This is a genomic window from Allokutzneria oryzae (genome assembly GCF_042429765.1).
GTDB classification, from domain to species: Bacteria; Actinomycetota; Actinomycetes; order Mycobacteriales; family Pseudonocardiaceae; genus Allokutzneria; species Allokutzneria oryzae.
Genome location: NZ_JBHLZU010000012.1, coordinates 16,975 through 42,058, shown reverse-complemented (window position 1 = coordinate 42,058; position 25,084 = coordinate 16,975). Strand labels below are relative to the sequence as shown.

At 70.4% G+C, this 25,084-nt stretch carries 20 protein-coding genes and 1 pseudogene; 12 read left to right on the top strand and 9 right to left on the bottom strand.

Annotated elements, in window-relative coordinates:
* The first annotated feature begins 20 nt into the window (after positions 1 to 20).
* Together ACFFQA_RS15725 and ACFFQA_RS15720 are read left to right on the top strand one after the other, a co-directional pair.
* Positions 21 to 1,007 carry an Acg family FMN-binding oxidoreductase gene (locus ACFFQA_RS15725; RefSeq protein WP_377852688.1) on the top strand — a complete coding sequence of 329 codons (987 nt, stop codon included), beginning with the start codon at positions 21 to 23 and terminating at the stop codon, positions 1,005 to 1,007.
* Complete coding sequence (locus ACFFQA_RS15720) at positions 1,004 to 1,891, top strand: universal stress protein (protein WP_377852687.1); 888 nt, start codon at positions 1,004 to 1,006, stop codon at positions 1,889 to 1,891. Before ACFFQA_RS15725 ends, ACFFQA_RS15720 begins: the two co-directional genes overlap by 4 nt.
* 36 nt (positions 1,892 to 1,927) lie before the next feature.
* Here the strand turns inward: ACFFQA_RS15720 and ppsA are convergent, their stop codons facing one another.
* The 5 genes and pseudogenes from ppsA to ACFFQA_RS15695 form a co-directional block, all read right to left on the bottom strand.
* Positions 1,928 to 4,162: a phosphoenolpyruvate synthase gene (gene ppsA, locus ACFFQA_RS15715; protein ID WP_377852686.1), complete on the bottom strand. Its 2,235-nt coding sequence runs from the start codon at positions 4,160 to 4,162 to the stop codon at positions 1,928 to 1,930.
* Between the two features lie 14 nt (positions 4,163 to 4,176).
* Positions 4,177 to 5,178 (bottom strand): Acg family FMN-binding oxidoreductase, encoded by a 1,002-nt coding sequence (locus ACFFQA_RS15710; RefSeq protein ID WP_377852685.1) that lies wholly within the window; start codon positions 5,176 to 5,178, stop codon positions 4,177 to 4,179.
* 438 nt (positions 5,179 to 5,616) lie between these two features.
* Positions 5,617 to 6,744 (bottom strand): HNH endonuclease signature motif containing protein, encoded by a 1,128-nt coding sequence (locus tag ACFFQA_RS15705; protein WP_377852684.1) that lies wholly within the window; start codon positions 6,742 to 6,744, stop codon positions 5,617 to 5,619.
* Positions 6,745 to 6,969: 225 nt separating this feature from the next.
* Positions 6,970 to 7,180: pseudogene (locus ACFFQA_RS15700) on the bottom strand (IS5/IS1182 family transposase); the annotation flags it as partial.
* 274 nt (positions 7,181 to 7,454) lie between these two features.
* Positions 7,455 to 10,685 (bottom strand): GH92 family glycosyl hydrolase, encoded by a 3,231-nt coding sequence (locus tag ACFFQA_RS15695; RefSeq protein WP_512699657.1) that lies wholly within the window; start codon positions 10,683 to 10,685, stop codon positions 7,455 to 7,457.
* A 166-nt stretch (positions 10,686 to 10,851) separates the two neighbouring features.
* Between ACFFQA_RS15695 and ACFFQA_RS15690 the strand changes: the two genes are divergently transcribed.
* The gene (locus ACFFQA_RS15690; protein WP_377852682.1) at positions 10,852 to 11,403 is read left to right on the top strand and encodes a dihydrofolate reductase family protein; all 552 of its coding nucleotides are present in this window, start codon (positions 10,852 to 10,854) and stop codon (positions 11,401 to 11,403) included.
* Here the strand turns inward: ACFFQA_RS15690 and ACFFQA_RS15685 are convergent.
* The 4 genes from ACFFQA_RS15685 to ACFFQA_RS15670 are packed head-to-tail and all read right to left on the bottom strand — an operon-like array spanning position 11,400 to position 14,631.
* A complete protein-coding gene (locus tag ACFFQA_RS15685) occupies positions 11,400 to 12,032 on the bottom strand; it encodes a response regulator (protein ID WP_377852681.1) in 633 nt (210 codons plus the stop codon). The genes ACFFQA_RS15690 and ACFFQA_RS15685 overlap by 4 nt on opposite strands.
* Positions 12,029 to 13,165 carry a sensor histidine kinase gene (locus ACFFQA_RS15680; RefSeq protein ID WP_377852680.1) on the bottom strand — a complete coding sequence of 379 codons (1,137 nt, stop codon included), beginning with the start codon at positions 13,163 to 13,165 and terminating at the stop codon, positions 12,029 to 12,031. Before ACFFQA_RS15680 ends, ACFFQA_RS15685 begins: the two co-directional genes overlap by 4 nt.
* 12 nt (positions 13,166 to 13,177) lie before the next feature.
* Positions 13,178 to 13,918, bottom strand: coding sequence for an ABC transporter permease (locus ACFFQA_RS15675; RefSeq protein WP_377852679.1), 741 nt, complete (start codon positions 13,916 to 13,918; stop codon positions 13,178 to 13,180).
* Positions 13,918 to 14,631 (bottom strand): ABC transporter ATP-binding protein, encoded by a 714-nt coding sequence (locus tag ACFFQA_RS15670; RefSeq protein ID WP_377852678.1) that lies wholly within the window; start codon positions 14,629 to 14,631, stop codon positions 13,918 to 13,920. The genes ACFFQA_RS15675 and ACFFQA_RS15670 overlap by 1 nt, the downstream gene beginning before the upstream one ends.
* A gap of 132 nt (positions 14,632 to 14,763) precedes the next feature.
* Between ACFFQA_RS15670 and ACFFQA_RS15665 the strand changes: the two genes are divergently transcribed.
* The 9 genes from ACFFQA_RS15665 to ACFFQA_RS15625 all read left to right on the top strand — a co-directional run bounded on the left by ACFFQA_RS15665 (position 14,764) and on the right by ACFFQA_RS15625 (position 25,064).
* The gene (locus ACFFQA_RS15665; protein WP_377852677.1) at positions 14,764 to 15,105 is read left to right on the top strand and encodes a ClpX C4-type zinc finger protein; all 342 of its coding nucleotides are present in this window, start codon (positions 14,764 to 14,766) and stop codon (positions 15,103 to 15,105) included.
* 415 nt (positions 15,106 to 15,520) lie between these two features.
* Positions 15,521 to 16,495, top strand: coding sequence for a pirin family protein (locus ACFFQA_RS15660; protein WP_377852676.1), 975 nt, complete (start codon positions 15,521 to 15,523; stop codon positions 16,493 to 16,495).
* Positions 16,496 to 16,505: 10 nt separating this feature from the next.
* Positions 16,506 to 18,413 (top strand): S9 family peptidase, encoded by a 1,908-nt coding sequence (locus ACFFQA_RS15655; RefSeq protein ID WP_377852675.1) that lies wholly within the window; start codon positions 16,506 to 16,508, stop codon positions 18,411 to 18,413.
* A 42-nt stretch (positions 18,414 to 18,455) separates the two neighbouring features.
* Positions 18,456 to 20,354, top strand: a complete 1,899-nt coding sequence (locus ACFFQA_RS15650) for a S9 family peptidase (protein ID WP_377852674.1) — start codon at positions 18,456 to 18,458, stop codon at positions 20,352 to 20,354.
* A 103-nt stretch (positions 20,355 to 20,457) separates the two neighbouring features.
* Complete coding sequence (locus ACFFQA_RS15645) at positions 20,458 to 21,408, top strand: hypothetical protein (RefSeq protein WP_377852673.1); 951 nt, start codon at positions 20,458 to 20,460, stop codon at positions 21,406 to 21,408.
* Between the two features lie 76 nt (positions 21,409 to 21,484).
* Entirely contained in the window at positions 21,485 to 22,426 is a 942-nt protein-coding gene (locus tag ACFFQA_RS15640; RefSeq protein ID WP_377852672.1) for a hypothetical protein, read from the top strand.
* Positions 22,426 to 23,214, top strand: a complete 789-nt coding sequence (locus ACFFQA_RS15635; RefSeq protein ID WP_377852671.1) for an ImmA/IrrE family metallo-endopeptidase — start codon at positions 22,426 to 22,428, stop codon at positions 23,212 to 23,214. The genes ACFFQA_RS15640 and ACFFQA_RS15635 overlap by 1 nt, the downstream gene beginning before the upstream one ends.
* Positions 23,211 to 24,296: a protein kinase family protein gene (locus ACFFQA_RS15630; protein WP_377852670.1), complete on the top strand. Its 1,086-nt coding sequence runs from the start codon at positions 23,211 to 23,213 to the stop codon at positions 24,294 to 24,296. Before ACFFQA_RS15635 ends, ACFFQA_RS15630 begins: the two co-directional genes overlap by 4 nt.
* Positions 24,297 to 24,404: 108 nt before the next feature.
* A complete protein-coding gene (locus ACFFQA_RS15625) occupies positions 24,405 to 25,064 on the top strand; it encodes a YwqG family protein (RefSeq protein WP_377852669.1) in 660 nt (219 codons plus the stop codon).
* The last annotated feature ends 20 nt before the right edge of the window (positions 25,065 to 25,084 follow it).

Sequence of the window (25,084 nt, the reverse complement as noted above, 5' to 3'; positions counted from 1 at the left end):
CCTACTGAAAGGACCTCGTGATGAGTTCCTGGTCCTACGACGAGACCAAAACCCTGATCCGCGCGGTTCAGCTCGCCCCGTCGGTGCACAACTCGCAACCGTGGTCGCTGGAGCTCAGCAAGCACGACGCCCTGCTGTTCGAACGCCGCGACATCACGTTGCCCTACCACGACCCGACCGGCCGCGACCGGCTGCTCTCCTGCGGCACGGCACTGGCGAACCTGGAGCTCGCCGTGCGGGAGCTCGGTTGGCGGGCGGAGACCTCGCTGTCGGGCGACTCCTCGTTGTCGGACTGGGTCGGCACCGTGACCGCATCCACCCCGCAACCGGCCACCGCTACAGAGCACGCCTGGTACGAGGCGATCCCGCGCCGCAGGTCCTACCGACTGCCTTTCAACCGCGACGGCTTGTCCGCCGACGAGATCAAGGTAGTGATCGCGGCGGCGGAGGTGGACGGTGTCAGCACCCAGTTGGTAGCGGGACAGGACGAGATCCACGCGCTCGCCGGGCTTGTCGAGTACGCCACGAACGTGTACCGACACGACCACGCCTACCAACGGGAACTGGCGGGCTGGATCACCCGCCGCCACAACAGGCGAGTGCGCACCGGCATCCCGCAGGAGCGCCTCGGCCCCGGGCTGCGCTTCGGCGGCCTGGTCCGACCGAACAACCCGGCGCCCGACGCCGAGGTCATCGCGGAGAGCATCTCGCGGGAAACCGTGCTCGTGTTCCTCAGCGAGCGCGACAGCAGACGGGAGCACGTGCTCGCGGGCGCGGCGTTGCAACGCGCCTGGTTGTCGGCGACCGCCTTGGGACTGGCCGCCTCCGTGGTGACCCAGCCGCTGCACCTGTCCGAGGTGCGCGGTCGGCTCGCGGACGCGCTGGAGCTGCCGGGCCGCCCGCACGCCCTGCTCCGCGTCGGCAGGCCCACCTGGCCGATCCCCGCCGCTCCGCGCAGATCCGCCCAGGAGATCGCCGAACCCCGTTACCTGGAGGGACTCTCGTGACCAAGCCGATCATCGTGGGGGTCGACGGATCGACCTCCGCGACCAACGCCGTCCGCTGGGCCGCCCGCGAGGCCACCTCCCGCCGAGTCCCGCTCTGGCTGGTGCACTCCTACCTCCAGATCAGCACCGACGCCCAGGCCTTCCTGCCCCGTTCCGTCGACGAGGCACTGCGGGAACAGGGCCAGGACTACCTCGACACGGCCGCCGCGGTGGCCCGGGAGGCCGCTCCCGGCACCGCGGTCAGCACCCAGTTCGTCGTCGGTGCTGCCGCCCAGGCCCTGACCGCGTTGTCCGAGCGCGCCTGCCTGGTCGTGGTCGGCTCGCGCGGCCTCGGCGGATTCACCTCGCTGATCGTCGGTTCGGTTGCCATCACGCTGGCCGCGCACGGGCACTGCCCCGTCGTGGCGGTTCGCGGGGCCACTGTGGACGCCGAGCCGCCCGCAGCCGGACCGGTCGTGACCGGTGTCAACGGATCGGTGGCCGACGAAGCGGTTCTGGAGTTCGCCTTCGACCAGGCGTCCCGGTCCCGCACCTCGCTGGTGGTCGTGCACGCGTGGAACGACCACATCGCCGAGAGCGTGTGGGCGAAGGTGCCGTTCGTGATGCTGGGCTGGGCAGCCATCGAGAGGGATGCGCGTCTGTTGCTCGCCGAGAGCATCGCTGGCTGGCAGGAGAAGTACCCCGAGGTGACCGTGCAGCGCGTGGTCGTGAAGGGTTCCGCGCCGCGTGCCCTGCTCGCACAGGCACCGAACGCCCGGCTGCTTGTTGTCGGCTCACGGGGCAGGGGTGCCCTGCGGGGCGCGGTGCTCGGCTCAACCAGCCAGGCGCTGCTGCACCACGCGCCCTGCCCGGTCGCGGTTGTCCGCCCCACCACCGGTTCCTGACTCCCGGCGACCCGAGCCCCCGTCGTCGGCCGACGGTCATCGCAGGGCCGCCCGGAGCACCAGCCGTCGTTCGGCGGAACCGATGATCATCCGTGCGTGCCGCACGACGTCCGGGTTCACCGACACCGAGGTGATCCCGGCGCGCACCAGGTGCTCGGCGAACTCCGGCCGGTTGGACGGGGCCTGGCCGCACAGCGACGAGGTGATCCCGGCGTCGTCGCAGGCGTGAACGATCCGGGCGATGATGTCGAGCACGGCCGGGTCGGACTCGTCGAACAGCTCCGCGCACGCCGTCGAGTCCCGGTCAACGCCCAGGACCAGCTGGGTGAGGTCGTTGCTGCCGATGGACACACCGTCGATTCCCATGGCCGCGTACTCCGGGATCCGGTACACCACAGACGGAACCTCGGCCATCACCCACCGCAGCAGTCCGCGCTGCCTGCCGAGCGGGCTGGTGTCGATCATCTCCAGGCAGGCGGACAGCTCCCAGCGGGTCCGCACGAACGGGATCATCAGGTGCAGGTTCGGCGTCTGCTCCCTGACCCGGGCCAGCGCCTGGAGCTCCAAGGCGAACAGCTCCGGTTCCCGGACGTACCGGAAGCAGCCGCGGTAGCCGATCATCGGGTTGTTCTCGACCAGCTCGAAGTCCTCGCCCCCGATCAGGCCGCGGAACTCGTTGCTGCGGAAATCCGTGGCCCGGTAGATCACCGGCCGTGGCGCGAACGGACGGGTGATCCGCAGCAGCGAGGCGGTCATCGCCGCCACGAACCGCTCCGGTCCTTCCTGCGCCAGGAAACGACGCGGGTGCGTACCGGAGAGGGCGTCGGTGAGCATGAACTCCGCGCGCAGCAGCCCGACTCCGTCCACCGGCAGCGCGGCGGCGGCTTCGGCGTGTTCTGGCATGGCCAGGTTGACGTAGAGCTTGGTGGCCAACGGCTCGAAGGCGGGCATCGGCTGCGCGACGGGCTCGGTCCGCACCGCGTGGACGGATCCGGAGGACACAGTCCCCTGGTCACCGTCCACAGTGACCTGCTGGCCTTCGCGGAGCGTGCTGGTCGCGGTCCTGGTGCCCACCACGCAGGGGACGCCGAGCTCGCGCGCCACGATCGCCGCGTGGCAGGTCATGCCGCCCTCGTCGGTGACGACCGCACTCGCCCGTCGCATGCTGGGCACCCAGTCCGGGTTGGTCATGCTCGCGACGAGAACGTCCCCGTCACGAAGGCAGTCCCCTTCGTCCGGCGAGGCCAGCACCCGCACCTGCCCGCTGGCAGTGCCCGGTGCGGCTGCCAGACCGGTCAGCAGCACGCCCTTGTCCTGATCGAGGGTGGTGATCGGCCGCGCCTGTACCAGCCACGTGTGCCCATCGGCGATCGCCCACTCGATGTCCTGCGGCACGCCGTAGTGCGCCTCGACACGGGCCCCCAGCCTGGCGAGCGCCACGACCTCGTCATCGGCCAGCACGCGCCGGGTGGACTCCGCGGCGTCGAGTGGGACCTTGACGTCACCACCGTCAGGGCCACGGGCGATCTTGTACTTCTTGTTCCCGACCCGCGAGCTCAGCACCGTGAAGTCCTTTGTGGACACCACATGGGTGTCCGGCTCCACCGCGCCGCTGACGACGACCTCGCCCAGACCGAACGCGGCCTCCACGACGACACGGTCCCGTTCCCCGGTCGACGGATCGGCGGTGAACAACACCCCGGAGCGCTCGGAGGGCACCATCGTCTGCACCACCACGGCGATCGCGGGCTCCTCTAACAGCCGGTGCTCGGCGCGGTAGGCGAGTGAGCGCTGTCCGAACAACGACGCCCAGCAGTCGACGACGCGCTCAAGGACGGCCTCGGTGCCGATGACGTTGGTGAACGTCTCGTTCATCCCGGCGAAAGACGCCCCGGCGGTGTCCTCGGACGTCGCCGAGGACCGCACCGCCACGGCTTCCGCGTCGCCGAGCAGCTCATACGCCTCGCTCACGGCGGCGCGGACCTCCGTGGTCACGCCGGCTTGCCGGACCAGACCCCGAAGCCGCTCGCTGGCGCTGGCGAGTGCGGCGGGATCGTCGGTGCGGGCCAGCTCGGTGTGCACGATCTTGTCGATCTCCGCGCGGACACCCCCCGCTGCCATCGAGGACAGATAGGACTCGGCGGCGACGACGAACCCCGGCGGCACGGGCAGCCCCGCCGAGACGAGCTCGCCGAGGTTGGCGCCCTTGCCACCGGCCAGGGCGGTGTCGCCCTTGCCGAGCTCGTCGAAGCTGAGCACGTACGCGGTCATCTCATCACCCTCGCTCACTGTCGTGGTCCAAGCGGTTCGGTGATCTCGGATGCGGCCCGCCGAGGACTCGCGGGCAACGGTTCGGCAGTGACGTGCGCCCAGCCCACCCGCAGCACCAACTGCGGGAACAAGGCGCCACCAAGTACCCGTTGCTGGACCAGGGCTCGGGTGCGCGGGGTTTCCAGCGGCTGCGAGAGCAGGCAACTCGCAAGCTGGAAACTGGTGGCACGCAACAACACCGCGCTCGCGGCCTCACCGGCTCGCAACCGAGCGGTCATGTCATCCTTCGCCGTACCGATGACGAGTAGGACACCTTTGTCAGGATCGGCGTACGCACCCTCCGGTTCGCCGAGAGTCGGATCGGCGAACTGGCGCAACCGCACGTCCCCGGGCCGTGGGTGGACGGTCGTGCTCACCTCGGACAGAACTCCGTCGCGCGAGCCGGAGCGGCGCCCGCTCCACTGCGCGAGCTCGTCGCGGTACCGGGGATCGTCCCGTTGCTCCCGGTCGGCGTCGGCGATCGCGGTGAGCAGGTCCTCCCGCGGCACGGGATCGGCAACAACGCGGAGAGCGCAACCCTGCGCGGCGGCGAACCTCGCAAGCTTGTCCAGCAACTGCTCCGGTACAGGCCAGGAGCTGTATAGCCGACGGTCGCTACGACGCGCGGGAATCGTGGACAGAAGTGCGATGTCGTCCGCTCTCGGCCGCCTTGCGAACAACCGGACGGACGCCAGGTGTTTCGGATCGTCGGGGTCGGGCAAGCGACGGACGGTACCGCCCCACCCGAGAGCGGCCAACGCCACGCGGAGGTGGTGCAGCGCTGCCCCGCAGCTGACCACGAGATCCCGGCCGTCCCTGTCGGTCACGGGAACATGGCGGCTCCAGTCAGCGTAGAGGTGCAACGCGGTTTCGCCGACCCGCCACCGCCACGGTTGTGAGTTGTGCACGGACGGAGCCCGGCCAGCCAGCGTGATCGCTTCCAGCACCGTGTCGTCGTCGAGGAGACCGATTCGCACAGAGCACCTCCAGGCCCGACTGCCGTACCGGGACAACGCTTGCACGGTTGCCCGGTGCTCCGCTGGAGACGGAAGTCCCTGCTGCGCGGCCGATTGGCCTTGATTGGCGGGAACTCCGTACCTGGTTCCCGGTGCGTGATCGGAGCGCCGTTCACGCACGCTTGCGCCGTGTCACCGCCCTGCGGGGCGTGGACGGGTTCGCTGTGCAGGCGCCGGTAGCCGGTGAGACACGTCCTTATGGACGTTCGGGAGAAGCCTGCGGCGTCATGTGCGGCCGGTGGCGTTGAGGCTGTGGTGGCGTTTACGGCCGGGCTGCCGCCCCGACTCCGTCGGGTTGCCCCCGGATAATTCTCCGGGACTCCGGCGCGCATTTCCTTGACCACCCACCACCGCTAGCCCGCTCACCTCTAGTGGTGGCGGGCTAGCCGGGGCCGGGTTTTAAAACGGGGGAGCAGGATCCGCTATCGGCTCAGGTTCCCGCACATACGTTCGTCCCATCGGCGTCGTCCAGATATGGATACCGCCGGGCAGCTGGGTTCGTTTCCACCGCGTGTGGTGTTTCATCACATGATGTCGTCGGCACTTCGCACCCAGATCATCCGCGACCGTGTTCGTGCCATCGAAGGGTTCGCAATGATCCAGATCGCACCGGTGCGCGGGTTGCCGACAGCCAATGGCCACACAGGTGACATCCCTGGCCCGGACCAGGTCGGCGAGGGCGGCTGACGGCCGGTAGTTCGTCCGCCCCACATCCATCGCCACCCCGGTCACCGGGTCGGTGAGAATCCGCTTCCACGTACCCCCGGCGGCGATGTCCCTCGCCACATCTGCCGGGATCGGCCCGTACCCGGCCAGCATCCCGGGCTCCTGGTCCATGCCCATCAACGTCGTCGCGGGAAGGGTGACCAGGACTTTCACCTCCCCCTGCGGGGCACCCGTCTCCTTACCCATCAGCAGGTCAAACGCGACATCCGCCCGCCGCTGGTCCATGGTGCGCTCATCATCGCCCAACCCTCGGGCGATGCGGTCGATCCGATCCCACACCAGGGCCCCTTGGACGGCGGTGAACTGGAACCGCAACGCACACATCGCGTCATCGAGGTTGAGCTTCTCCACCTGCCGGGTCCGCTTCTTCTCCTCATGCCGCCGCGCCGCCGCCTCCGGATCCACCTTCGCGATCAGGCGCTGGGCATGCTGCCGGATCCGGCTGTAGTGATGGGTACGGGCGTACTCGATCAACACCGCTTCCACGATCTCCGCCTGCACAGCCGTCAACGGCTCCAACTGATCCACGATCAACAGGGCCTTGCCCTGATCGATCCGCCCCTCCTCCAGAGCCGCGAGAACGGCCGGGCGGGAGGCGAGGTTCTCGGCGTGACAGATCAGCGTGCTGGCCTTGCGCGAGGAAATCGACAACAGAGCGCCGACCTCATCCCCGAGATACGGGTATTCGGCGAAATCCGTACTGACCACCAAATCGGCGAGACAGCGCGCCAGGACCGCGTGCGCGCGATTCACCGCACGGTAGGCGTCCTCGATGGCATCGAGGGTCTCGTCCGGGGTCATATTCCTATTCTATCTCGCCAAAAATGGTGATCATGGCTCTGTGGGGTGAAATGGCGTGCTGATTCTTTCGCTGTCGGCGAACGTGGCAATTTCGCCAGAAGTCGGGCGCCCAAGGCGTGTCTCGCGGGGAACAGGGTGTGTGGCGGGGGATCGCGGTGGCCGGGGTTTCCGGCGCGAGGTGGTTGTTGAGGGGGCCACGGAAACCCTGGCCATCGGGGCGGGGAGGCCAGGGCGTGCCCGGTCGGGTTCGGTCCGGAACACCCCTCTTGTCGCACGGACGGCCGCCGCCCGGGGCTGGTCGACCAACCCCTGCGAGCCGAGGTCACCCAGGCCGAGCGGTGAACCACCGGTGCGCGGTGGGCATCGCGACCCCGAACGACGGCGGGCACCCACTGGTCACCACGAACACGACCGCCGCCCATAGCTCGTCGGGCACAAGCCTTCGCGGCTCATCAACGCCCGAAGAGCACGCCCGAGGACCACCACGTCACGCTCCTAACGAGATGTGCACTTAACGCGCAAAAGAGCGCTCCCAAATCGCATTAAGGTGACAAAACGCGAAAACCCCGACCACGCCAGCCAGCCGACGCGCACACCGGGGCACGGGGGCTGCGCGAGGTCGTCGCCCCGTTTCGCAGGGACGACGCCTCCTCGGGTGCGGACGGACAGCGGTTCGGGCCCCACCGGTCAGTCATGGCTCTCGTCGTGGGTCAACGGGTGAGGGTGAGGGCGTAGAGCTCCACGCGCGGGTCGTTGGGCAGAGTCAGCGAACGGACCGTCTTCGACGCGGTGAGGGAGTGGTCGGTGGCGAACAGCTTCACTGGGGGGCCGTCCACTCCGGAGCCCGCCTTGATGCGGTGGGGCATCGACAGGGCCACCGTGGCCCCGGACGGCGTGGAACCCGCCCAGTCGCCCACCGTGACCGGGACCTCGGCGCTGCTGCCGTCCGTGTAGTGCACCGTGAGCGCAGTCGACACCGGGCCGTTGTGCGCCGCCGCCACCACGTGGAGTCGGCCGTAGCCGCCCGTGGGCAGCAGGAGCGCCTGGCCGCGGGCTTCCACGAAGTTGGCGGCCGTGCCGGTGGCGTCAGGCGCCGCGTAGGTCACGCCGTTCCACGTCACCGGGCCCGCTTTCGGGAGCAGGTCGCCGTCGTAGGTCCAGCCGCCGCCGTCGAAGTTCCCCTGCGCCGACTGGGCTGCCGTTGCCGTGCCGTCGTGGTTGCGGTCACGGCTCAGGTCCACCGCACAGTCCACTGTGGACAGGCAGGTCGGGGCCGGGCGGAGATCGATCGTCGCCGTGCGGGTCACCGTGTTCGCGCCGGGGGCGGAGACCTTGACCTGCAAGGGATAAGTGCCCTCCTTCGCTCCTTGGGGCACGGTCACCCGCAGGGGCAGCGTCTGCTGGGTGGGCAGGGAGAAGGAGCGGATGATCAGCGGGGGCTGCGTGGCGACCTTCCAGCCCGCCGGAACCGTTGGCTGGACGAACACCGGGAGCACGGCCGGGGCCTGGCCGAGGACGTCCAGGTTGATGGTGATGTCCGTCGAACCGGTCGGCGCGACGACCGCGCTCTGGCGCAGCGACGCGTCGATGTGCCAGCGGGAGTCCCGCTGAGCGCGGTTCACCGATGGCGGCTCAGCGCTCGGATCGGTGCCCCATGAGGACGGCTTGGTGTCCAGCGTGTGCGCCAGATTCCCGCCGTGTGCGACAGCGTCCCAGTCCAGCCAGGTCTGCCGGACGTCACGGCCGTTGAGCGAGACGCTGCGCACGTAGCGCTTCGTGTCGCTCGCGCCCGGGGCGGTGATGGTCAGCGTTCCGCCTTGGCGCTGGCCGAACTGTCCGATTCGGACGGTTGCGGACTCGAACTGCGGACTGGACATCGCCAGGAAGTTCGCGCCGTTCATCGTCGGGTACAGGCCGAGCGAGGAGAACACGTACCACGCCGACATCGTGCCCAGGTCGTCGTTTCCGGTCATACCGTCCGGACCCGTGGTGAACAACGTCATCGCCGCGCGCACCACGGTCGCGGTCTTCGCCGGTGCGCCCGCCCACAGGTACATGTAGGGCGCGTGCAGGTCGGGCTCGTTGTTCGGGTTGTAGGTCGGCTTGCCGTAGTAGTCGTAGGGCTGGGTGATCCAGTCCTTGCGCACCGTGCCAGCAGGATCGGCCAGCAGCTTGTCGTAGGCGAAGAACCCGTCGAGCCGCTTCTCCGTGGCCTTGCGCCCGCCCATCAGGTCCACCAGCCCGGCCGGGTCCTGCGGTACGAGCCACTGGTACTGGTGCGCACCGCCCTCGTGGAACTGGTGTCCCGCGTCCACCGGGTTGTACGGCGTGACCCACGTTCCGTCCACCGTGCGCGGGCGGAACTGGCTGATCGAGGAGTCCCACAGGTTGCGGTACCACTGGCCGCGCTCGGCGAACATGCGCGCGTCAGCGCGGTGTCCGAGCTTCTCCGCCATCAGCGCGAGCGAAGCGTCCGCCGCCGCGTACTCCATGGTCGCCGACGCCGGGTGCACGCAGTCGTTGTCGCCGCCCTTGTGCGCGCAGTCCGTGCCCAGCTTCAGACCGGACGGGATGTAGCCGCGCTGCTTGTAGTACTCGACGCCCGAGCGCCCGTTGTACTGCGAGTCCGCGGGCGGTGTGCTGGTGGCGTTGGTCTTCATCAGTGAGTACGCCTCGGCCTCGTGCCCGGCCAGCAGTCCCTTTGACCACGCCTCCACCAAGAACGGAACCACCGGGTCGCCGGTCATGATGTTGGTCTCGCTGCCCGCGAGCGCCCACCGCGGCAGCCAGCCGCCGTCGCGGCCGATCGCGAGAACGGACAGCGCGACGTCGCGTGCCACTTGAGGTTCGATCATCTGCAGCAACTGGTTCTGCGGCCTATAGGTGTCCCAGAGCGAGAAGTTCTGGTAGGGCGTGTACCCGCTCGCCGTGTGCACCTTGTTGTCGAAGCCGATGTATCGGCCGTCCACGTCACCGGCGAGGTTCGGGTGCATCTGCGCGTGGTAGAGCGAGGTGTAGAACGCGCGCAACCGGTCGGTGGGACCACCGCTGACTTTGATCGCGCCGAGCTTGTCCACCCACGACTGCCGCAGTTTCGCGCGGGTCGCGTCGAAGTCGTGCGAGTCACCGGTCTCCGCGGCGAGGTTCTTCCGCGCGCCCTCAATGCCGGTGTAGGACAGGCCGACCTTCACGACGACGTCGCGGTCGGTGCTCGCGTCGAAGCTCACCCAGCCACCGTTGCCGCCGCTGCCCGCCGCGTCCCGGCTGCCCGGTGTGATCGTTGAGCCGCGCCAGGTGCCGTAGGAGCTGAACGGGCGGTCGAAGGTCGCGGTGAAGTGCACGGTGTGCCTATCGCGGCCCGCGCAGAACCCACCGGCCTGGACACGGCCCTCGATGGTGCGGTCACCGACGACGTGGATCTCCGAGTCGTAGACCGTCTGGTTCGCCTTGCCCGTGTTGAACAGGACGTTGGCCGAACCCGTCGCGGGGAACGTGTAGCGCTGCCAGCCGGTGCGCGGCGTCGCGGTCAGTTCGGCGTTGATGCCGTACTTGGACAGGCCCACGCGGTAGTAGCCGGGTGTGGCTTCCTCGTCGTCGTGCGAGTACTTCGACTTGTAGGCGTTGTGGTCCACGGTGGTGACTCCACCGGTCGTCGGCATGATCGGCACTTCGCCCATGACGCCGCAGCCCACGCCGGACAGGTGCGTCTGGCTGAAGCCGTAGATCGAGTCCTGCTGGTAGTCGTACCCGCCCTGCCCGCCGGTGTCCGGGCTGACCTGCACCATGCCGAAGGGCGCGCTCGCGCCGGGGAAGGTGTTGCCGAAGTTCTGGGTGCCCACGAACGGGTTCACCAGTGCCACCCCGTCAACCGGGGGAGGAGCGGCCTGTGCCGTCCCGGTCAGCAGCCCGGCGAACAGCAGTCCCGCCGCCGTTCCGGCCACGAATCGCCTGTTGGAAGGCCACATGTGGGCGTACCCCCTCGATGACAACGTTGTCCGAAGACGTGCTCGGACTACATCAAGGGAAGCTTTTCGCTGTCAATCGTTCCGCAGAACCTGTCTCGTCCTTGTCCGATGAGTTCTCCGCGTCCGGGAGGTCTACTCAGTCATGAGGAAACTGATCTACTCGTTCGGCGTGTCCCTGGACGGCTACGTCAACGACCGCGACGGCAGCATCGACTGGACGGACCCGGACGAGGAGCTGCACCAGTTCCACAACGACAGGTACCGCGAGATCGAGGTCTCGCTGCACGGTCGTCGCCTGTACGAGCTGATGGCCGACTACTGGCCGCACGTGCCCGAGGACGCGTCGGGCATCGAGCGCGAGTTCGGTCGGCTCTGGACGGACAAACCCAAGGTCGTCTTCTCCAGGACGCTCACCGAAGTCCACTGGAACAGCACCCTGATCAGCGAGAACGCGGTCGAAGAGGTCCGCAGGCTGAAGGCCGAGGGCGACGGCCTCATGGAGGTCGGCGGCGCGGGGATCGCGTCCGCGCTGCTGCCGCACGGGCTGATCGACGAGTACTGGCTGTTCCTCTCCCCGGTGGTCCTCGGCGGAGGCACGCCGCTCTTCCCGTTGCTGGACAAGCGAATCCAGCTCCGGCTGGCCGAGACGAGGCACTTCAACAAGGTGGTGATGCTGCGCTACGTGACCGACTAGCGCCGTTTCAACCGCAGCAGCCCGCGTTCAAGCGCGACCGTCACCGCGGCGGTGCGGTCGTCGACGTCGAGCTTGGTGAACGCGTGCACCAGGTGCGTCTTGACGGTCGCCTCGGAGATCGCCAGCTCGCGGCCGATCGCGCGGTTGGTCAGGCCCCTGGCCACCAGGCCGAGGACCTCCACCTCGCGATCGGTCAGCGACTCCGGTCTCGGACCCCGCAAGCGGCCGAGCAGCTTGGCGGTCAGCTTCGGCGCGAGCACGGGTTCCCCGCGCGCCGCCGAGCGCACCGCGTCGAACAGGACGTCCCTCGGCGCGTCCTTGAGCAGGCAGCCGGTCGCCCCGGCCTCCACGGCGCGGATGATCTCGTGGTCCTCGTCGTAGGTGGTGAGCACCAGAACGCGGATCGCGGGACAGGTCGCGCTGAGCCGCTCGATCGCGCCGACCCCGTCGAGCACCGGCATCCGGAGGTCCATCAGCACGACGTCGGGCGACTCCCGCGCGACCACGTCCAGCGCGACGCGGCCGTTCTCCGCCTCGCCGACGACGACCAGGTCCGGTTGCCCGTCGAGCATCCCGCGCAGCCCGTCCCGGACCACGGGGTGGTCGTCGACGACCACGATCCTGATCATGACGGCACCGACACGGCGATCGTGGTGCCCTGGCCGGGCTCGCTCTCGACGCTCAGCTCACCGCCGACGCCCGCGATCCGCTCCCGCATCCCGACCAACCCGAACCCACCCTCTCCTCGCGGCCCCGGCGCGGCGGTGATGCCCGCGCCGTCGTCGTCCACGTCCAAGGTGACCGTGTCACCGAGGTAGGACAGTGACACGATCACCCGGTTCGCGCCCGCGTGCCGCGCCACGTTGGCCAACGCCTCCTGGGTGATGCGCAGCAACGCGGTCTCGGTCTCCGGGTGCAGCGAGATGACGTCGCCGGTGGTGCGCAGCTCGGCGTGCACTCCGGACGTCGCGGACCAGCGCAGCAGCGTGCGTTCGAGTGCTTGCGGCAAAGAGGCTTCCTCCAACAGATCGGGCCGCAGCGCCCGCACGGACCTGCGGACCTCGTCGAGTCCATCGCGAGCCGTGCTGCGCGCGGTGACGACGTGCTCGCGGGCGTCCGCGGCTCGGCCGTCGAAGGCTTGGTCGGCTGCTTCGAGCTGGGTGACGATGCTGGTGAAGCTCTGCGCGACGGTGTCGTGGAGCTCGCGCGCCAGTCGCTCGCGTTCTTCAAGGACTCCCGCGTGCCGCGCGGTCTCGGCCAGCTCAGCTCGCGTTTCTCGCAGCTGTTCGTGCTGCCGCATCAGCGCGTGGACGAACAGCGCGATCAGCAGCGCGACCGCGGTGGAGCTGAGCACGCTCAGCAGCACTCCGCGCGGCGCCTCCGGACCCGCCAACAGCCAGCTGACCACGCCGGTGACCCCAGCGACGGGCACCAGCGCCCACCAGTCCAGCGTCACGAACATCAACGGGTACAGGGCGTAGAGCATGATCGAGTGGTGCGGGTGCAGCATCACCAGGCCCACCACCAGCCCGGTCATCACCGTCCAGTACACGGTCATGGGCAGCGCCCGCAGCCACCACTCGGGGCGGCGGGCCATCATCAGCCAGTGCCACAGCAGCAGGGTGACGGCCAGGGCGAGCACGAGCACCTGGTCCGTGCCGGACAGCCGCGCGTCCGACAACGCGATTCCGGTGGCCACGACCACCATCGCGACCAACAGTGCGTGCCACACCCAGAGCCGGTCCCACGCGTGCTCGTCCACCGAGTGTCCCCACTACCGTGATTCCCAGCGGAAGGCGCGGAGCGCGACGGTCACCGCGACTACCGCCGTCACCACCAGCACGACCAGCGCGGTCCCGTCAAGGACCCCGTGCGCCCACGCCTTCCTGATCGCCTGTACAGCGTAGGTGACCGGGAGGACGTCGCTGATCCGTTGTGCGAGCTCCGGCAGGCTCTCGCGCGGGAACAGCGCGCCGGAGATGAAGATCGACGGGAAGTACAGCGCGGACGTGACCGCCTGGGTCATCCGAACCGTGGGCAGCATGGCACCGAGCAGGAACCCCAGCGCGAGCACGCAACACGCGGTCGCGGCCAGCGCCAGCAGCACCAAGGGGATCGACACGGGCCGGGACAACCCGAAGAACGAGCCCGCGACGGCGACCAGCAGCACCGCGCCCAGCACGCTCACAGCCAGGTTCATCAGCGCGTGCGAACCGAGGATCTGCCACGGCCGCAACGGGCTGACCCGCATCCGGCGCAGGATTCCCTTGTCGCGGTAGTCGGCCAGGGTCTCCGCCATCCCCATGACCCCCGAGGTGGTCATGACGTACACCAGGTACCCGGCCATCAGCACGTCGATGTACCCGGCCCCGGCGAGGAGGTCGCTCGGCCGGTTCCCGTTGGCGCCGTTGAGGGACAGCAGCACCAGCGGCAGCGCGAAGGTGAACAGCACCGAGGCGGGCTCGCGCAGGAACAGCGCGCACTCCACCCGCGTGAGCACGAAGAGCGGACGCATCACGCCACCTCCCCGGTCAGCGCCAGGTAGGCCGACTCCAGACTGGTGTGCGCACCCCGCAACATCGCGGGGGTCCCCGCAGCGGCCCCCCGTCCAGCGGCGACCACCACGAGCCGGTCGCACAGCTGCTCCGCCTCGTCCATCGCGTGCGTCACCAGCAGCACGGACACCCCCTTCGCCAGCAGCGCCCTGACCAGTGACCACGTGTCCCGCCGCGCGGCCGGGTCCAACCCGGTGGTGAGCTCGTCCAGCACCACCACCTCCGGTTCCCCGAGCAGCGCCAGCGCGATGAACAACCGCTGCCGCTGGCCGCCGGAGAGCGCGGCGAACGCGGTGCCGTGCTGCTCGGCCAGCCCCCACTCGGCCAGCAGCGCGTCCGGGTCGGCGTGCCGGGGGTAGGCGGAGGCGAAGATCCGCACGGCCTCGCGCACCTTCATCCGGTTCGGCAGCACGGCGTGCTGGAGCTGCACCCCGACCCGGTACCGCACGGCGGGGTCGGCCACCGGGTCCAGCCCGAGCACCCGCACGGTGCCGCCGTCGGGCCGCCGCAGCCCGGCCGCGCACTCGACGGTGGTGGTCTTCCCGGCGCCGTTCGGCCCGAGCACCCCGAAGACCTCGCCGCGCCGGACCTCCAGGGAGATCCCGTCCACGGCGACCTTCGCCCCGTAGGTCTTGCGCAGGTCCCTGACCGAGACCACGACTTCGTTCTCCATGGGGTCCAGGCTCGCGGCAGGCCCGGGTCGCGGGCATCGTGCGCCCGCTCGGTCCGGCATCCATCGTTCGATGGAGGTTGTCAGGACAGTCCTGACGTGTCAGGCTAGCCCTGACAAGGGCTGGAGGTGGTCATGTCCGTCCGGTGTTCGTTCTGCGCCAAGGACGAGAGCGCGGTCGCCAAGGTGATCGCGGGCCCCGGGGTCTTCATCTGCGACCAGTGCGTCGGCATGTGCGTCGAGATCCTCGCCGGCGTGCCCGAGCCCCAGGCGGAGTGGCCGAACTGGGCCGAGATGTCCGACGAGGAGATGCTTGCCTTCCTCCCGCGCATCGCCGGGGTGGAGAAGCAGGTGGACGCGGGACTGCGCCTGTGGGTCTCGCGCCTGCGCGAGCGCGGTGTGGCGTGGGGCCGCATCGGCGAGGCGCTCGGCGTGACCCGCCAGTCGGCGTGGGGACGGTTCTCCGGTGAGGCTTAGGCCATGTCCCGAGCGGTCCTGGAGGGCTTACAAAGCAGGCGCCGAGCCGTATCCCGAGTGGCCCTGGAGGGCTTGCAAGGCAGGCGCCAGGCCGTATCCCGCACGGAGGCACCACCTCACCACCCGCCCTCGCTCCACCCGCCCCCCGCACTCGCACTCGCCCCGCGCACTCGCACTCGCCACCCGGATCCGCACTCACCACCCGCCCTCGCACTCACCACCCGCCCCCCCATCACCCGGATCCCCACCACACGTGCCTCTCGTTCGCGTTTTGTAGGCATAATGCGAAATGGGAGCGCTCTCAATCGCATCATGCCTACAAAACGCGAAACCCCGACCACGCCAGCCAACCGCGAACGCACCCGCAGCGCCGGGGCGCATCGGGCGAAGTGCAGAACCGGAACGAGGGAGTGCGATGAGCAACACCGAACACGATCCGGACGCGGTGGAGTGTCGGCACCGGGCGGCCACCGGTCCGAAGGTGGAGATCCTGACCGCGCGGGACGTTCCGCTCGGCGGCCCGCGTGCGATGACCGTGCGCCGCACGCTGCCGCAGCGCAGCCGGTCCCTGATCGGTGCGTGGTGCTTCGTCGACCACTACGGCCCGGCCGACATCACGCACGGCGGGGGCATGGACGTGGCGCCGCATCCCCACACCGGCCTGCAAACCGTCAGCTGGTTGTTCAGCGGTGAGGTCGAACACCGCGACAGCCTCGGCAGCCACGCCATGATCCGGCCCGGCGAGGTCAACCTGATGACCGGTGGCAACGGCATCTGCCACTCCGAGGTCGCGACGCCGCGCACCACGACGCTGCACGGCGTCCAGCTCTGGGTGGCGCTGCCCGACGAACACCGCCGCACGGGTCGCGCGTTCGTCAACCACGTGCCCGAGCCGGTCGTGCTCTCCGGCGCGACCCTGCGCGTCTTCCTCGGCAGCCTCGCCGGGGAGACCTCACCGGTCGCCACGTTCTCCCCGCTCGTCGGCGCGGAGATCACCCTCGCCCCGCACTCCCGCGTCGAGCTGCCGGTGAACCCGGACTTCGAACACGGCGTGCTGCTCGACACCGGCCAGGTGTCGGTGGCGGGCACGGAGCTCCAGCCCAGCGACCTCGGCTACCTCGGCACCGGGGCGGCCGGCTTGGAGCTGGTGAACCATTCGGCGGAACCCGCTCGCCTGCTGCTGCTCGGTGGTGCGCCGTTCGAGGAGCAGATCCTCATGTGGTGGAACTTCGTCGGCCGCACCCATGACGAGATCGTCGCCTTCCGAGAGGCGTGGGAACAGGAGTCCGACCAGTTCGGCCGCGTCGAGGGCTATGAAGGGCCCGTCCAGCGGCTGCCCGCGCCCGCCCTTCCCGCAGTGACCATCAAACCGCGTCCCGCAGCCCGTTGAGGAGTGCCACGTGTCCGAGCTGACCGCCGAACTCATCGTCGACGGTTCCCGACCGATGAACTCGGCGGTCTCGCCGGACGGTCGCTGGGTGGTGTACGAGGTGGTGCCGCTCAGCGACGCCGACAAGCACCCGGTCAGCGCGATCTGGGTGGCGACGACCGACGGGAGCACGCCGCCGCTCCGACTGACCGCGGGCACGGCCAGGGACACCGCGCCGAAGTGGTCGCCCGACTCCGCGTCGGTCTACTTCCTCTCCGACCGCGCCGAGCGGGGCAAGGCGCAGCTGCACCGCATCCGGCTCGACGGCGGTGAGGCCGAGGCGCTGACCACGTGGAAGGGCGGGATCTCCCAGCACCTGCCGCTGGCAGGGGGCGACCTGGTCGCGCTGACGGCGGTGGAGGAGCCGACCGAGGAGGACGAGCGGCGCGAGCGCGAACGGGACGACGCCAAGGTCTTCGGCCAGCGGGTCCGCAATGCCCGGCTGCGCCTGCTTCAGCTGCCGGACAAGGAGATCACCACTCCGGACGGCTCGCAGGACCGGCACGTCGTCGCCCTGGTCCAGCGGCCGGACGGCGGTCCGGTCGCGCTGCTGAGCTGGCCGACCCCGGAGCTGGACCCCGGCATGGTGGACAACGAGATCCACCTGTTCGACCCGGCGACCGGGCGGACCCGGGACCTCGGCAGGGCCGCGTCGTCGGCGTCCTCGCTCGCCTGGTGGCTGGCCGGGACCGAGTGGCGCCTGGCCTACCGCGCGACCACGCCGCCCGCCGTGGTGGGCGGCAAGGCCGTCCTGGACCTCGCGGTGGACCACGCGGGAGAGCACCGCAACCTGACCGCCGGGATGCCGATGTGCCCCACGACGCTCGCGCAGACCGGGGAAGGTCACCTGCTGGCGCTGTTCGCCGATGGGCTCGACACCGCGATCCACCGGCTCGACCCGGAGCGCGCCCGGTTCGTCGAACTGTCCCGTGTGGACGGTCATGTCGGCGCGCTGACCGCGAGCCGGGACGGTGAGGTGATCGCGGTCGACGCGAGCACCTCCTACGAGCCGCTGGACATCCACGCCGGAGCCCCCGGCGGCCCCTTGAAGCGGCTCAGTGACGTCCGGCCGGAGCTGCGGGACGTCCGGTGGGGGAGCCAGGAACGCCTGTCCTACAAGGCATCCGACGGCGTCGACCTGGACGGGCTGCTGATCCTGCCACCCGGGACGACCCGCGAGGCCGGCCCGTTCCCGCTCGTCACACTGGTCCACGGCGGCCCGTACTACCGCTACGCCGACGAGCTGATGCTGAGCTGGGCCCTGTCCGGGCAGTGGCTGGCGACGGCGGGCTACGCGGTCTTCCTCGCCAACCCGCGCGGCGGTAGCGGCCACGGCCACGAGTTCGCGGCGAGCGTCGCGGGCGCGGTCGGCGTCGACGACTGGACCGACATCGTCGCCGGGATCGACCTGCTGGTCGACGAAGGCGTCGCGGACCCGGACCGTCTCGGCATCGCCGGGTGGAGCCAGGGCGGCTTCATGTCGGCGTGGGCGGTCGGTCAGACCGACCGGTTCCGCGCGGCGGTGATGGGCGCGGGCATCAGCGACTGGGGCCAGATGGTGGCCGCGGGCGAGATCGCCTTCTACGACGCCCGCCTCGGCGGCAGCACCGGGTGGGAGGGAACCGGCCCGCACCCGCACGACCGGCTCAGCCCGATCTCCTTCGCCGCCAAGGTGACCACCCCGGTCCTGATCCTGCACGGCGAACGGGACCCGAACGTGCCACTGGCGCAAGGGGAGTACTTCCACCGGGCGCTGCGTCACTTCGGCGTGGAGCACGAGTACGTGGTCTACCCGCGGGAAGGCCATGGCATCTCCGAACGGGCGCACCAACTCGACGTGCTGCGCCGCACCCGCGCCTGGTTCGCCCGCTGGCTCTGACACCCGTCAAACCGCGTCCCGCAACCCTTTGAGGAGTGCCACGTGCCTGAACTGACAGCGGACCTCATCGTCGACGGCAAGGTGCCGAGGAACCCGGTGATCTCTCCGGACGGCCGCTGGGTGGTCTACTCCGCGCACCCGCTGAGCAAGGCGGGGGAGCACCCGGTCAGCGCGCTGTGGATCGCGGCGACGGACGGCAGCGCGCCGCCGCGCCAGCTGACCGCCGGCACCGCGTCCGACACCGCGCCGAAGTGGTCGCCGGACTCGCGGACCGTCTACTTCCTCTCCGACCGCGCCGAGTGGGGAAAGCGGCAGCTGCACCGAATCCGGCTCGACGGCGGTGAGGCCGAGGCGCTGACCACGTGGAAGGGCGGGATCAGCGACCACCTGCCACTGGCGGACTCCGCCACGGTCGCGCTGACGGCGGTGGACGAGCCGACCGAGGAGGACGAGCGGCGCGAACGCGAGCGCGACGACGCCCGCGTGTACGGGGAGCGCGTCCGCAACGCCCGGCTTCGGCTGCTGTCCTTGGCGGACAAGGAGGTCAGCACTCCGGTCGGCCTGCCGGACCGGCACGTCACCGAGCTGGCGCAGCGCCACGACGGCGGAGCGCTCGCGCTGCTGAGTCAGGTCGACCCGGAGGTCGCCTCCGGACTCAGAGACGCCCGTCTGCACCTGTTCGATCTTGTGACCGGGCAGGCGCGGGAGCTGGGCGGCACTCCGGCCGAGCCATCAGGGCTGACTTGGTGGCGTGCCGGGGACGACTGGCGGATCGCTCTGCTCGCCACCACTCCACCCACCCTCGTCGGCGGCCAGGCCGTGCTGTCCTTCGACGAGTCCGGCGAGATGCGCAACCTCACCGCCGGGATGCCGGTGTGCCCGGTCTCCCTCGCCGCGCCCGCGACCGGCGGACTGCTCGCGCTGTTCGCGGACGGGCTCGACACCGCGCTGTACCGGCTCTCCGGTGACGAGTTCACCGGAGTGTCCACTGTGGATGGATCCGCGAAGTCGCTGACGGCGAGTTCCTCCGGCGAGGTCGTCGCGGCGGTGATGAGCACGAGCTACCAGCCGGTCGAGGTCCACGCGGGACCGCAGGCCGGGCCCTACGCCCGCCTCACCGACATGCGGCCGGAGCTGGCGGGGATCACCTGGGGACGTCAGGAACGGTTGGCGTACAAGGCATCCGACGGACTGGCCCTGGACGGCCTGCTCGTCCTCCCGCCGGGCAAGACCCGCGCCGACGGGCCGTTCCCGCTGGTCACCGTCGTGCACGGCGGCCCGTACGACCGCCAGGCCGACGAGCTGACCCTGCACTGGGTGCCGTCCGGGCAGTGGCTCGCGGCGGCCGGCTTCGCGGTGTTCATGGCCAACCCGCGCGGAGGTTCCGGGCACGGGCACGAGTTCGCCGCGAGTGTGGTGGGCGCGGTAGGGACCGACGACTGGACCGACATCCTCGCCGGGATCGACCTGCTGGTGGCGGAAGGCGTCGCCGACCCCGACCGGCTCGGCATCGGAGGGGGGAGCCAGGGCGGCTTCATGTCTGCGTGGGCGGTGGGCCAGACCGACCGGTTCCGCGCGGCGGTGATGGTCGCGGGCATCAGCGATTGGGGCCAGATGATCGGTGCCGGGGAGCTGGCCGAGTACGACGGAACGCTCGGCGGCAGCACTGGCTGGGAAGGCGTCGGCCCGCACCCGCACGACGCGCGGAGCCCGATCTCCTACGCTTCGAAAGTGACGACGCCCGTGCTGATCCTGCACGGCGAGCTGGACTCGAATGTTCCACTGGCGCAAGGGGAGTACTTCCACCGGGCGCTGCGCCACTTCGGCGTGGAGCACGAGTACGTGGTCTACCCGCGGGAAGGCCACAGCATCGCCGAACGGGCGCACCAGCTCGACGTCCTGCGGCGCAGTCGCGGGTGGTTCACCCAGTGGTTGCAGTGACCGCAAACGATCTGACATCGGTCGGATAACACAGGGTGAATCGATCGATTCACCCTGTGACTTCGCGCGTATGTTCGAAGTGGATCGTGAGAGGGGGTGCGTCATGTCCGCCTACGAGGAGTTGCGCGAACACCGCCGGTTCGGGCCGTTGTGCCTCGCACTGACCTTCCGGTTGCTCGGTGAGGAGGTGCGCAGGTTCCCGGCGCTCACCCCGGAGCAGGGCTGGCAGCCCGCCGAGCTGGAGGACCTGCTCGGCGAGTTCCTGGTCGACCGGATCAAGCCCGTCACCGCCAACCTGCTGGCGCTGGCGACCGACGACGACTCGCTCGGCAAGCTGCTGCGCACCTCCATCCGGAGGTGGCTGGTCGACCGCGCCCGCACCACCGCCGTCGGCGCACTGCGCCGGGCGCTGGAGAAGGTGCTCACCACGAACCCCGTCTTCGAGCAGGTGCCCGCGACCGAGCCGGGTGCGGGGCGGTGGCGGCTCGCCGGGACCTCGGGGCCGCCGTGGGGCGGCAAGTTCGAGCACCTGGTCGAGGCCGCGCGCGGGGTGCGCAACGTCAAGATCCCCAAGTGGTCCAGCGAGACGCGGCGCGCCCCGGTCGCCGACGCCGCCTCGATCGCCGCCGTCGCCAAGGCGGTGCTCGCCGCCGCCGGGGGCAGCCTGGAGCTGGGGCAGATCGTCGTGGTGTTCCTCGCCCGGTTCCCGGTGGTGCTCGACCCCGTCGTGGTCTCACTCGACTCCGACACCGAGACCGAGGTGGACCTCGGCGACGAGCTCACCCCGGAGGAGCAGGTGATCGCCGCCGAGCAGGAGCTGGAAGCCGCGGTGGTGGCCGCCGAGATCGTCGGCATGCTCGCGCCGCGCGAGCGCAAGATCGTGCCCTACCTGGACAACCCCAGGGCGATCCAGGCGCTGCTCGGCATCGGCCGCAGCCAGGCGTACCAGCGGGCGAAGCGGCTGAAGGAGAAGCTGGCGCAGCTCATCGGCGACAGCGGGGACGCGAGCGCCGTGGCCCGCGAGGTGATCTGGCTGTGCAAGAACGGCCGGTGAACGCCGGACGAATCGCGCGTTATGCCGTCAGGCAGGGGTGGAAGACCTCAGTGGCCGACCAGGACGGGAGTACACCATGAGTGAACCCGGAATGCCGCAGCGCTTCCTCGCCCTGCTGGAGCAGGCGCAAGGACCGGACGAGCGGTTCGGCGACGTCGCCGACGCCGTGATCGAGCCCGGTCAGCTGTGGCGGGCCAGATGGGACGAGGACCGGGCCCTCGTCCTGGTGCTGAGCGTGGAGGACCGGGACGTCATCGCCGCCCCGGTGACGCTCGACCCCCCGGCGGAGGACGACCTCTGCCTGGTCGTCGACGGCGCCCGCACGGTGTTCGGGGTGCCAGCGACGCTGTGGGCCGGTCTCACCGGCCCGATCCCGATCCGGGTGCTCGACCGCCCGGTCGACGCGTGGGAACAGGACGTCGTGCACTGGGCCGCGACGGCCGTCCCCACACCCTCCGACGTCGTTCCGCCGGGCACCCGCCGGGGCACGGCGGTGACCTCGGCGCTGGAACCCGCCGCCGACGTCCGCGCGGAGCTGGAGGACACCCTGGAGCGGTTGCGGCTCGCGCCCGCGCTCCCGGTGGTCAAGCCCGGCGACGCGCCCATCACCCTGGCCTCGCTGCTCGGCAAGGGCCCCAAGATCGAGCTGCTGCGCTCGGCACTGGGGCTGCCGCAGCACGAGGTCATGAAGCTGCTCAGCGGGACGCGGCCGCTCACCCCGGACCTGGCCGCCGTCGTCGCCGCGGAGACCGGGCTGTCCACGGAGGACGTCACCAAGGCGGTGCTGGCGCTGCCGCACGAGCTGGTCGCCGAGGTCGAGCACCCGCGCTGGCGGCCGACCTGGACCGAACTGGCCGAACGCGACGGGACCGACGAGGCCACCGCCCGGCTGACCGCGAGCTACGGCACCTTCGCACTGGCGGGCAGGCAGACCGGCGGCGCCACCCCGGACTGGCACAGGCGGCTGCGGCAGTTCCTCCAGCGGCCCGCCGATCCGGAACCACCGCGGGAGGGCTGATGCGCGGCCGCTACCCCGAAGCGGCCCAGGAACAGGCGCGGGCGATGCTCGCGGTACTCGAACGCGACCACCCCGGCGCGGCGGAGCGGCTGCGGCCGCACCCGATCATCGAGCTGGCGTCCTGGACCGACCTGCGGGTGCTCCTCGTCGAAGAGCACTCCGACGGCCAGGGCTGCTCGGTCTCCGGGAGCTACCACCCCGAGCTCAGTCCACCGACGCTGCTCGTCGGCAGGTCGCTGTCCCACCGGCGGCGCGCGTTCACGGCCCTGCACGAGCTGGGCCACCACCTCCAGCAGAACGATGTCGGGCTCGGCGAGCGGACCTTCGACGCCGAGGACCCGGTGCGGTTCCAGGAGGAGGCGTGCGACGCCTTCGCGGCGCAGGTGCTGCTGCCCGACGACCAGATCAGGCAACGGATCGGACCGGCGGGGCCGACGGCGCGGGACGTCGTCGACCTCTACGAGTCCTCGGCGGCCTCCCGTGAGGCGTGCTGCGTGTGGGCGGCGCGGCACCTCACGGAGGCCGGAGCTGTCGTGCTGCACGACGCCGCGGGCACGGTGCTCTTCGCCGCGCCCCGCGGCTTTGTGCCGCCCGCGCGCCGCTCGGACCAGTCGGACACCCCGCTGGTCCGCGCCGCGCTGCGCGCCAAGGGCCCGGTCGAGCACCACGAGACCTTCGTGCGCTACCGCGACGGCCGCACCAGCTCCCCGCTGTCCGGCCAGGCCGCGTGGTGCGGCGACGATTACGTGATCACCGTGCTGCGATCGCGGGTAGCCTCGGCGGCATGAGCTTGTCGCATGCCGAACGGATCGCTGCCCACGGAACCGTCTCCACCGCGTTGACCCTGCTCAGCGACCAGCGGCTGGGACGGCTCCTGGACGAGGCGAAGGTGCTCGGCACCGGGATCGGCGGCACGGCCTCGCTGGTGGAGATCGACGGCGTCCGGGTCTTCGTCAAACGCGTGCCGCTCACCGACCTGGAGCGGCGGCCGGAGAACGTGCTCTCCACCGCGAACGTGTTCCAGCTCCCCACCTACTTGCAGTACGGCGTCGGCTCGCCGGGGTTCGGCGTCTGGCGTGAGGTCGCCGCCAACGTGATGGCCACGAACTGGGTGCTCGGCGGGGAGTGCGAGAGCTTCCCGCTGACCTACCACTGGCGCGTCCTCGACGGGCCGGAGCGGGTGGGGCTCACCGCCGACCAACTGTCCGAAGTGGACAGCACGGTCGAGTTCTGGCACGGGGCGGAGGCGCTCCGGGAACGCCTGCACGCGAACGCGCGCGCCTCGGCCAGTGTGCTGCTGTTCCAGGAGTACCTGCCGCAGGACCTGCACGACTGGCTCGGCACCCAGGTCGAAGGGGACATCGAGGCCGCGGCGGGCATGGTGGAGCGCGAGCTCCGGGCGGCGACGTCGTTCATGAACTCGCGCGGCCTGTTCCACTTCGACGCGCACTTCCGCAACATCCTCACCGACGGCAAGCGGCTGTACCTCGCCGATCTCGGCCTCGCGACGTCGTCGCGCTTCGAGCTCTCCGAGGCCGAGTCGGAGTTCGTCGAGCGCAACGCCACCCATGACGAGTGCTACGTGGTGATGCACCTGGTGAACTGGCTGGTGACCAACCTCAGCGGCGCGGTTCCGCCGGGCGCGACGATCCCCGTGGAGCGCAACGACTACATCCGCCGCGTCGCGGAGGGGGAGGAGCCGGTGGGCCTTCCGCCGGTGGCCGCCGCGATCGTGCGGCGCTACGCCCCGGTCGTCGTCGTGGTGAACCAGTTCTACTGGAACCTCTTCGGCGAGAGCCGGGCGACGCCGTACCCCGCAGGGGAGATCGAACGTGCTTGTGCGGCAACGGGTTTCGCCGCCGCGCGCTGAGCACGACCCCCGCCGTCCCCTGCAGCGCCGGACAACCCGGGCAACTCGACCCTTCCGGGCGAAGGATTGCCTACGTGGCAACGTCTTTTCGTCCGTAACTTCCGTCGTGTGCACCCCACCGACGCGGACCTCGTGAACGTCGCCCTCCCCGCCATGCGCCTGCATCCCGCCCAAGGGCAGCCGACCGCGCGGCAGAGCCACATCGGTGGCCCGCTGCTGTGGCCGGCTGAGGAACCCTGGCCGGTCCCGGCGTACAGCGCCCTCCAGCTCTACCGCAGGGACTTCCCGAACCTGCCCTACCCCCAGGGCACCGACCTGCTCCAGGTGCTCGTCTGCCCCGGCGGCACCCTCGACGGCCCCGGCGCCAGGGTGGTGTGGCGCAACTCAACCGCCGTGACCACGCCCGCCGCGGAGCCGCCGCCCCGCCCGCTCTACGACGACGAGCACTTCCACGCCAGGCCGTGCGTGCTGGACCCGTGCGAGATCGAGGAGCACCCGCTCTCGGAGTCCTTCGCGCAGGGCTGCAAGGTCGGCGGCTGGACCACCTGGTACGGCGGCGAGCCGCACCACCTGCTGCGCTGCCCGGAGTGCTCCGCCACGCGCAGGGCGCTGCTCGCGCTGGACACCTACGAGTACCCGCACGACTCGTGCGAGTGCCTGCCGAAGTCGGTGAACCCCGTCGGCTGGAAGTTCGGCAGCCTGGGCGCGCTCTACGTGTTCGTGTGCTCGCAGGACCCGCGGCACTCCGCCATGACGTTCGAGGACTGACCCGGAAGCACCGCGCGATC

Excerpts from the sequence above, each read along its gene's own strand:
- ACFFQA_RS15640 (WP_377852672.1), top strand. The coding sequence starts at position 21,485 with ATGAGTGAACCCGGAATGCCGCAGCGCTTCCTCGCCCTGCTGGAGCAG.
- ppsA (WP_377852686.1), bottom strand. The coding sequence starts at position 4,162 with ATGACCGCGTACGTGCTCAGCTTCGACGAGCTCGGCAAGGGCGACACC.
- ACFFQA_RS15630 (WP_377852670.1), top strand. The coding sequence starts at position 23,211 with ATGAGCTTGTCGCATGCCGAACGGATCGCTGCCCACGGAACCGTCTCC.
- ACFFQA_RS15670 (WP_377852678.1), bottom strand. The coding sequence starts at position 14,631 with ATGGAGAACGAAGTCGTGGTCTCGGTCAGGGACCTGCGCAAGACCTAC.
- ACFFQA_RS15635 (WP_377852671.1), top strand. The coding sequence starts at position 22,426 with ATGCGCGGCCGCTACCCCGAAGCGGCCCAGGAACAGGCGCGGGCGATG.
- ACFFQA_RS15675 (WP_377852679.1), bottom strand. The coding sequence starts at position 13,918 with ATGCGTCCGCTCTTCGTGCTCACGCGGGTGGAGTGCGCGCTGTTCCTG.
- ACFFQA_RS15665 (WP_377852677.1), top strand. The coding sequence starts at position 14,764 with ATGTCCGTCCGGTGTTCGTTCTGCGCCAAGGACGAGAGCGCGGTCGCC.
- ACFFQA_RS15685 (WP_377852681.1), bottom strand. The coding sequence starts at position 12,032 with ATGATCAGGATCGTGGTCGTCGACGACCACCCCGTGGTCCGGGACGGG.
- ACFFQA_RS15725 (WP_377852688.1), top strand. The coding sequence starts at position 21 with ATGAGTTCCTGGTCCTACGACGAGACCAAAACCCTGATCCGCGCGGTT.
- ACFFQA_RS15645 (WP_377852673.1), top strand. The coding sequence starts at position 20,458 with ATGTCCGCCTACGAGGAGTTGCGCGAACACCGCCGGTTCGGGCCGTTG.
- ACFFQA_RS15690 (WP_377852682.1), top strand. The coding sequence starts at position 10,852 with ATGAGGAAACTGATCTACTCGTTCGGCGTGTCCCTGGACGGCTACGTC.
- ACFFQA_RS15705 (WP_377852684.1), bottom strand. The coding sequence starts at position 6,744 with ATGACCCCGGACGAGACCCTCGATGCCATCGAGGACGCCTACCGTGCG.
- ACFFQA_RS15660 (WP_377852676.1), top strand. The coding sequence starts at position 15,521 with ATGAGCAACACCGAACACGATCCGGACGCGGTGGAGTGTCGGCACCGG.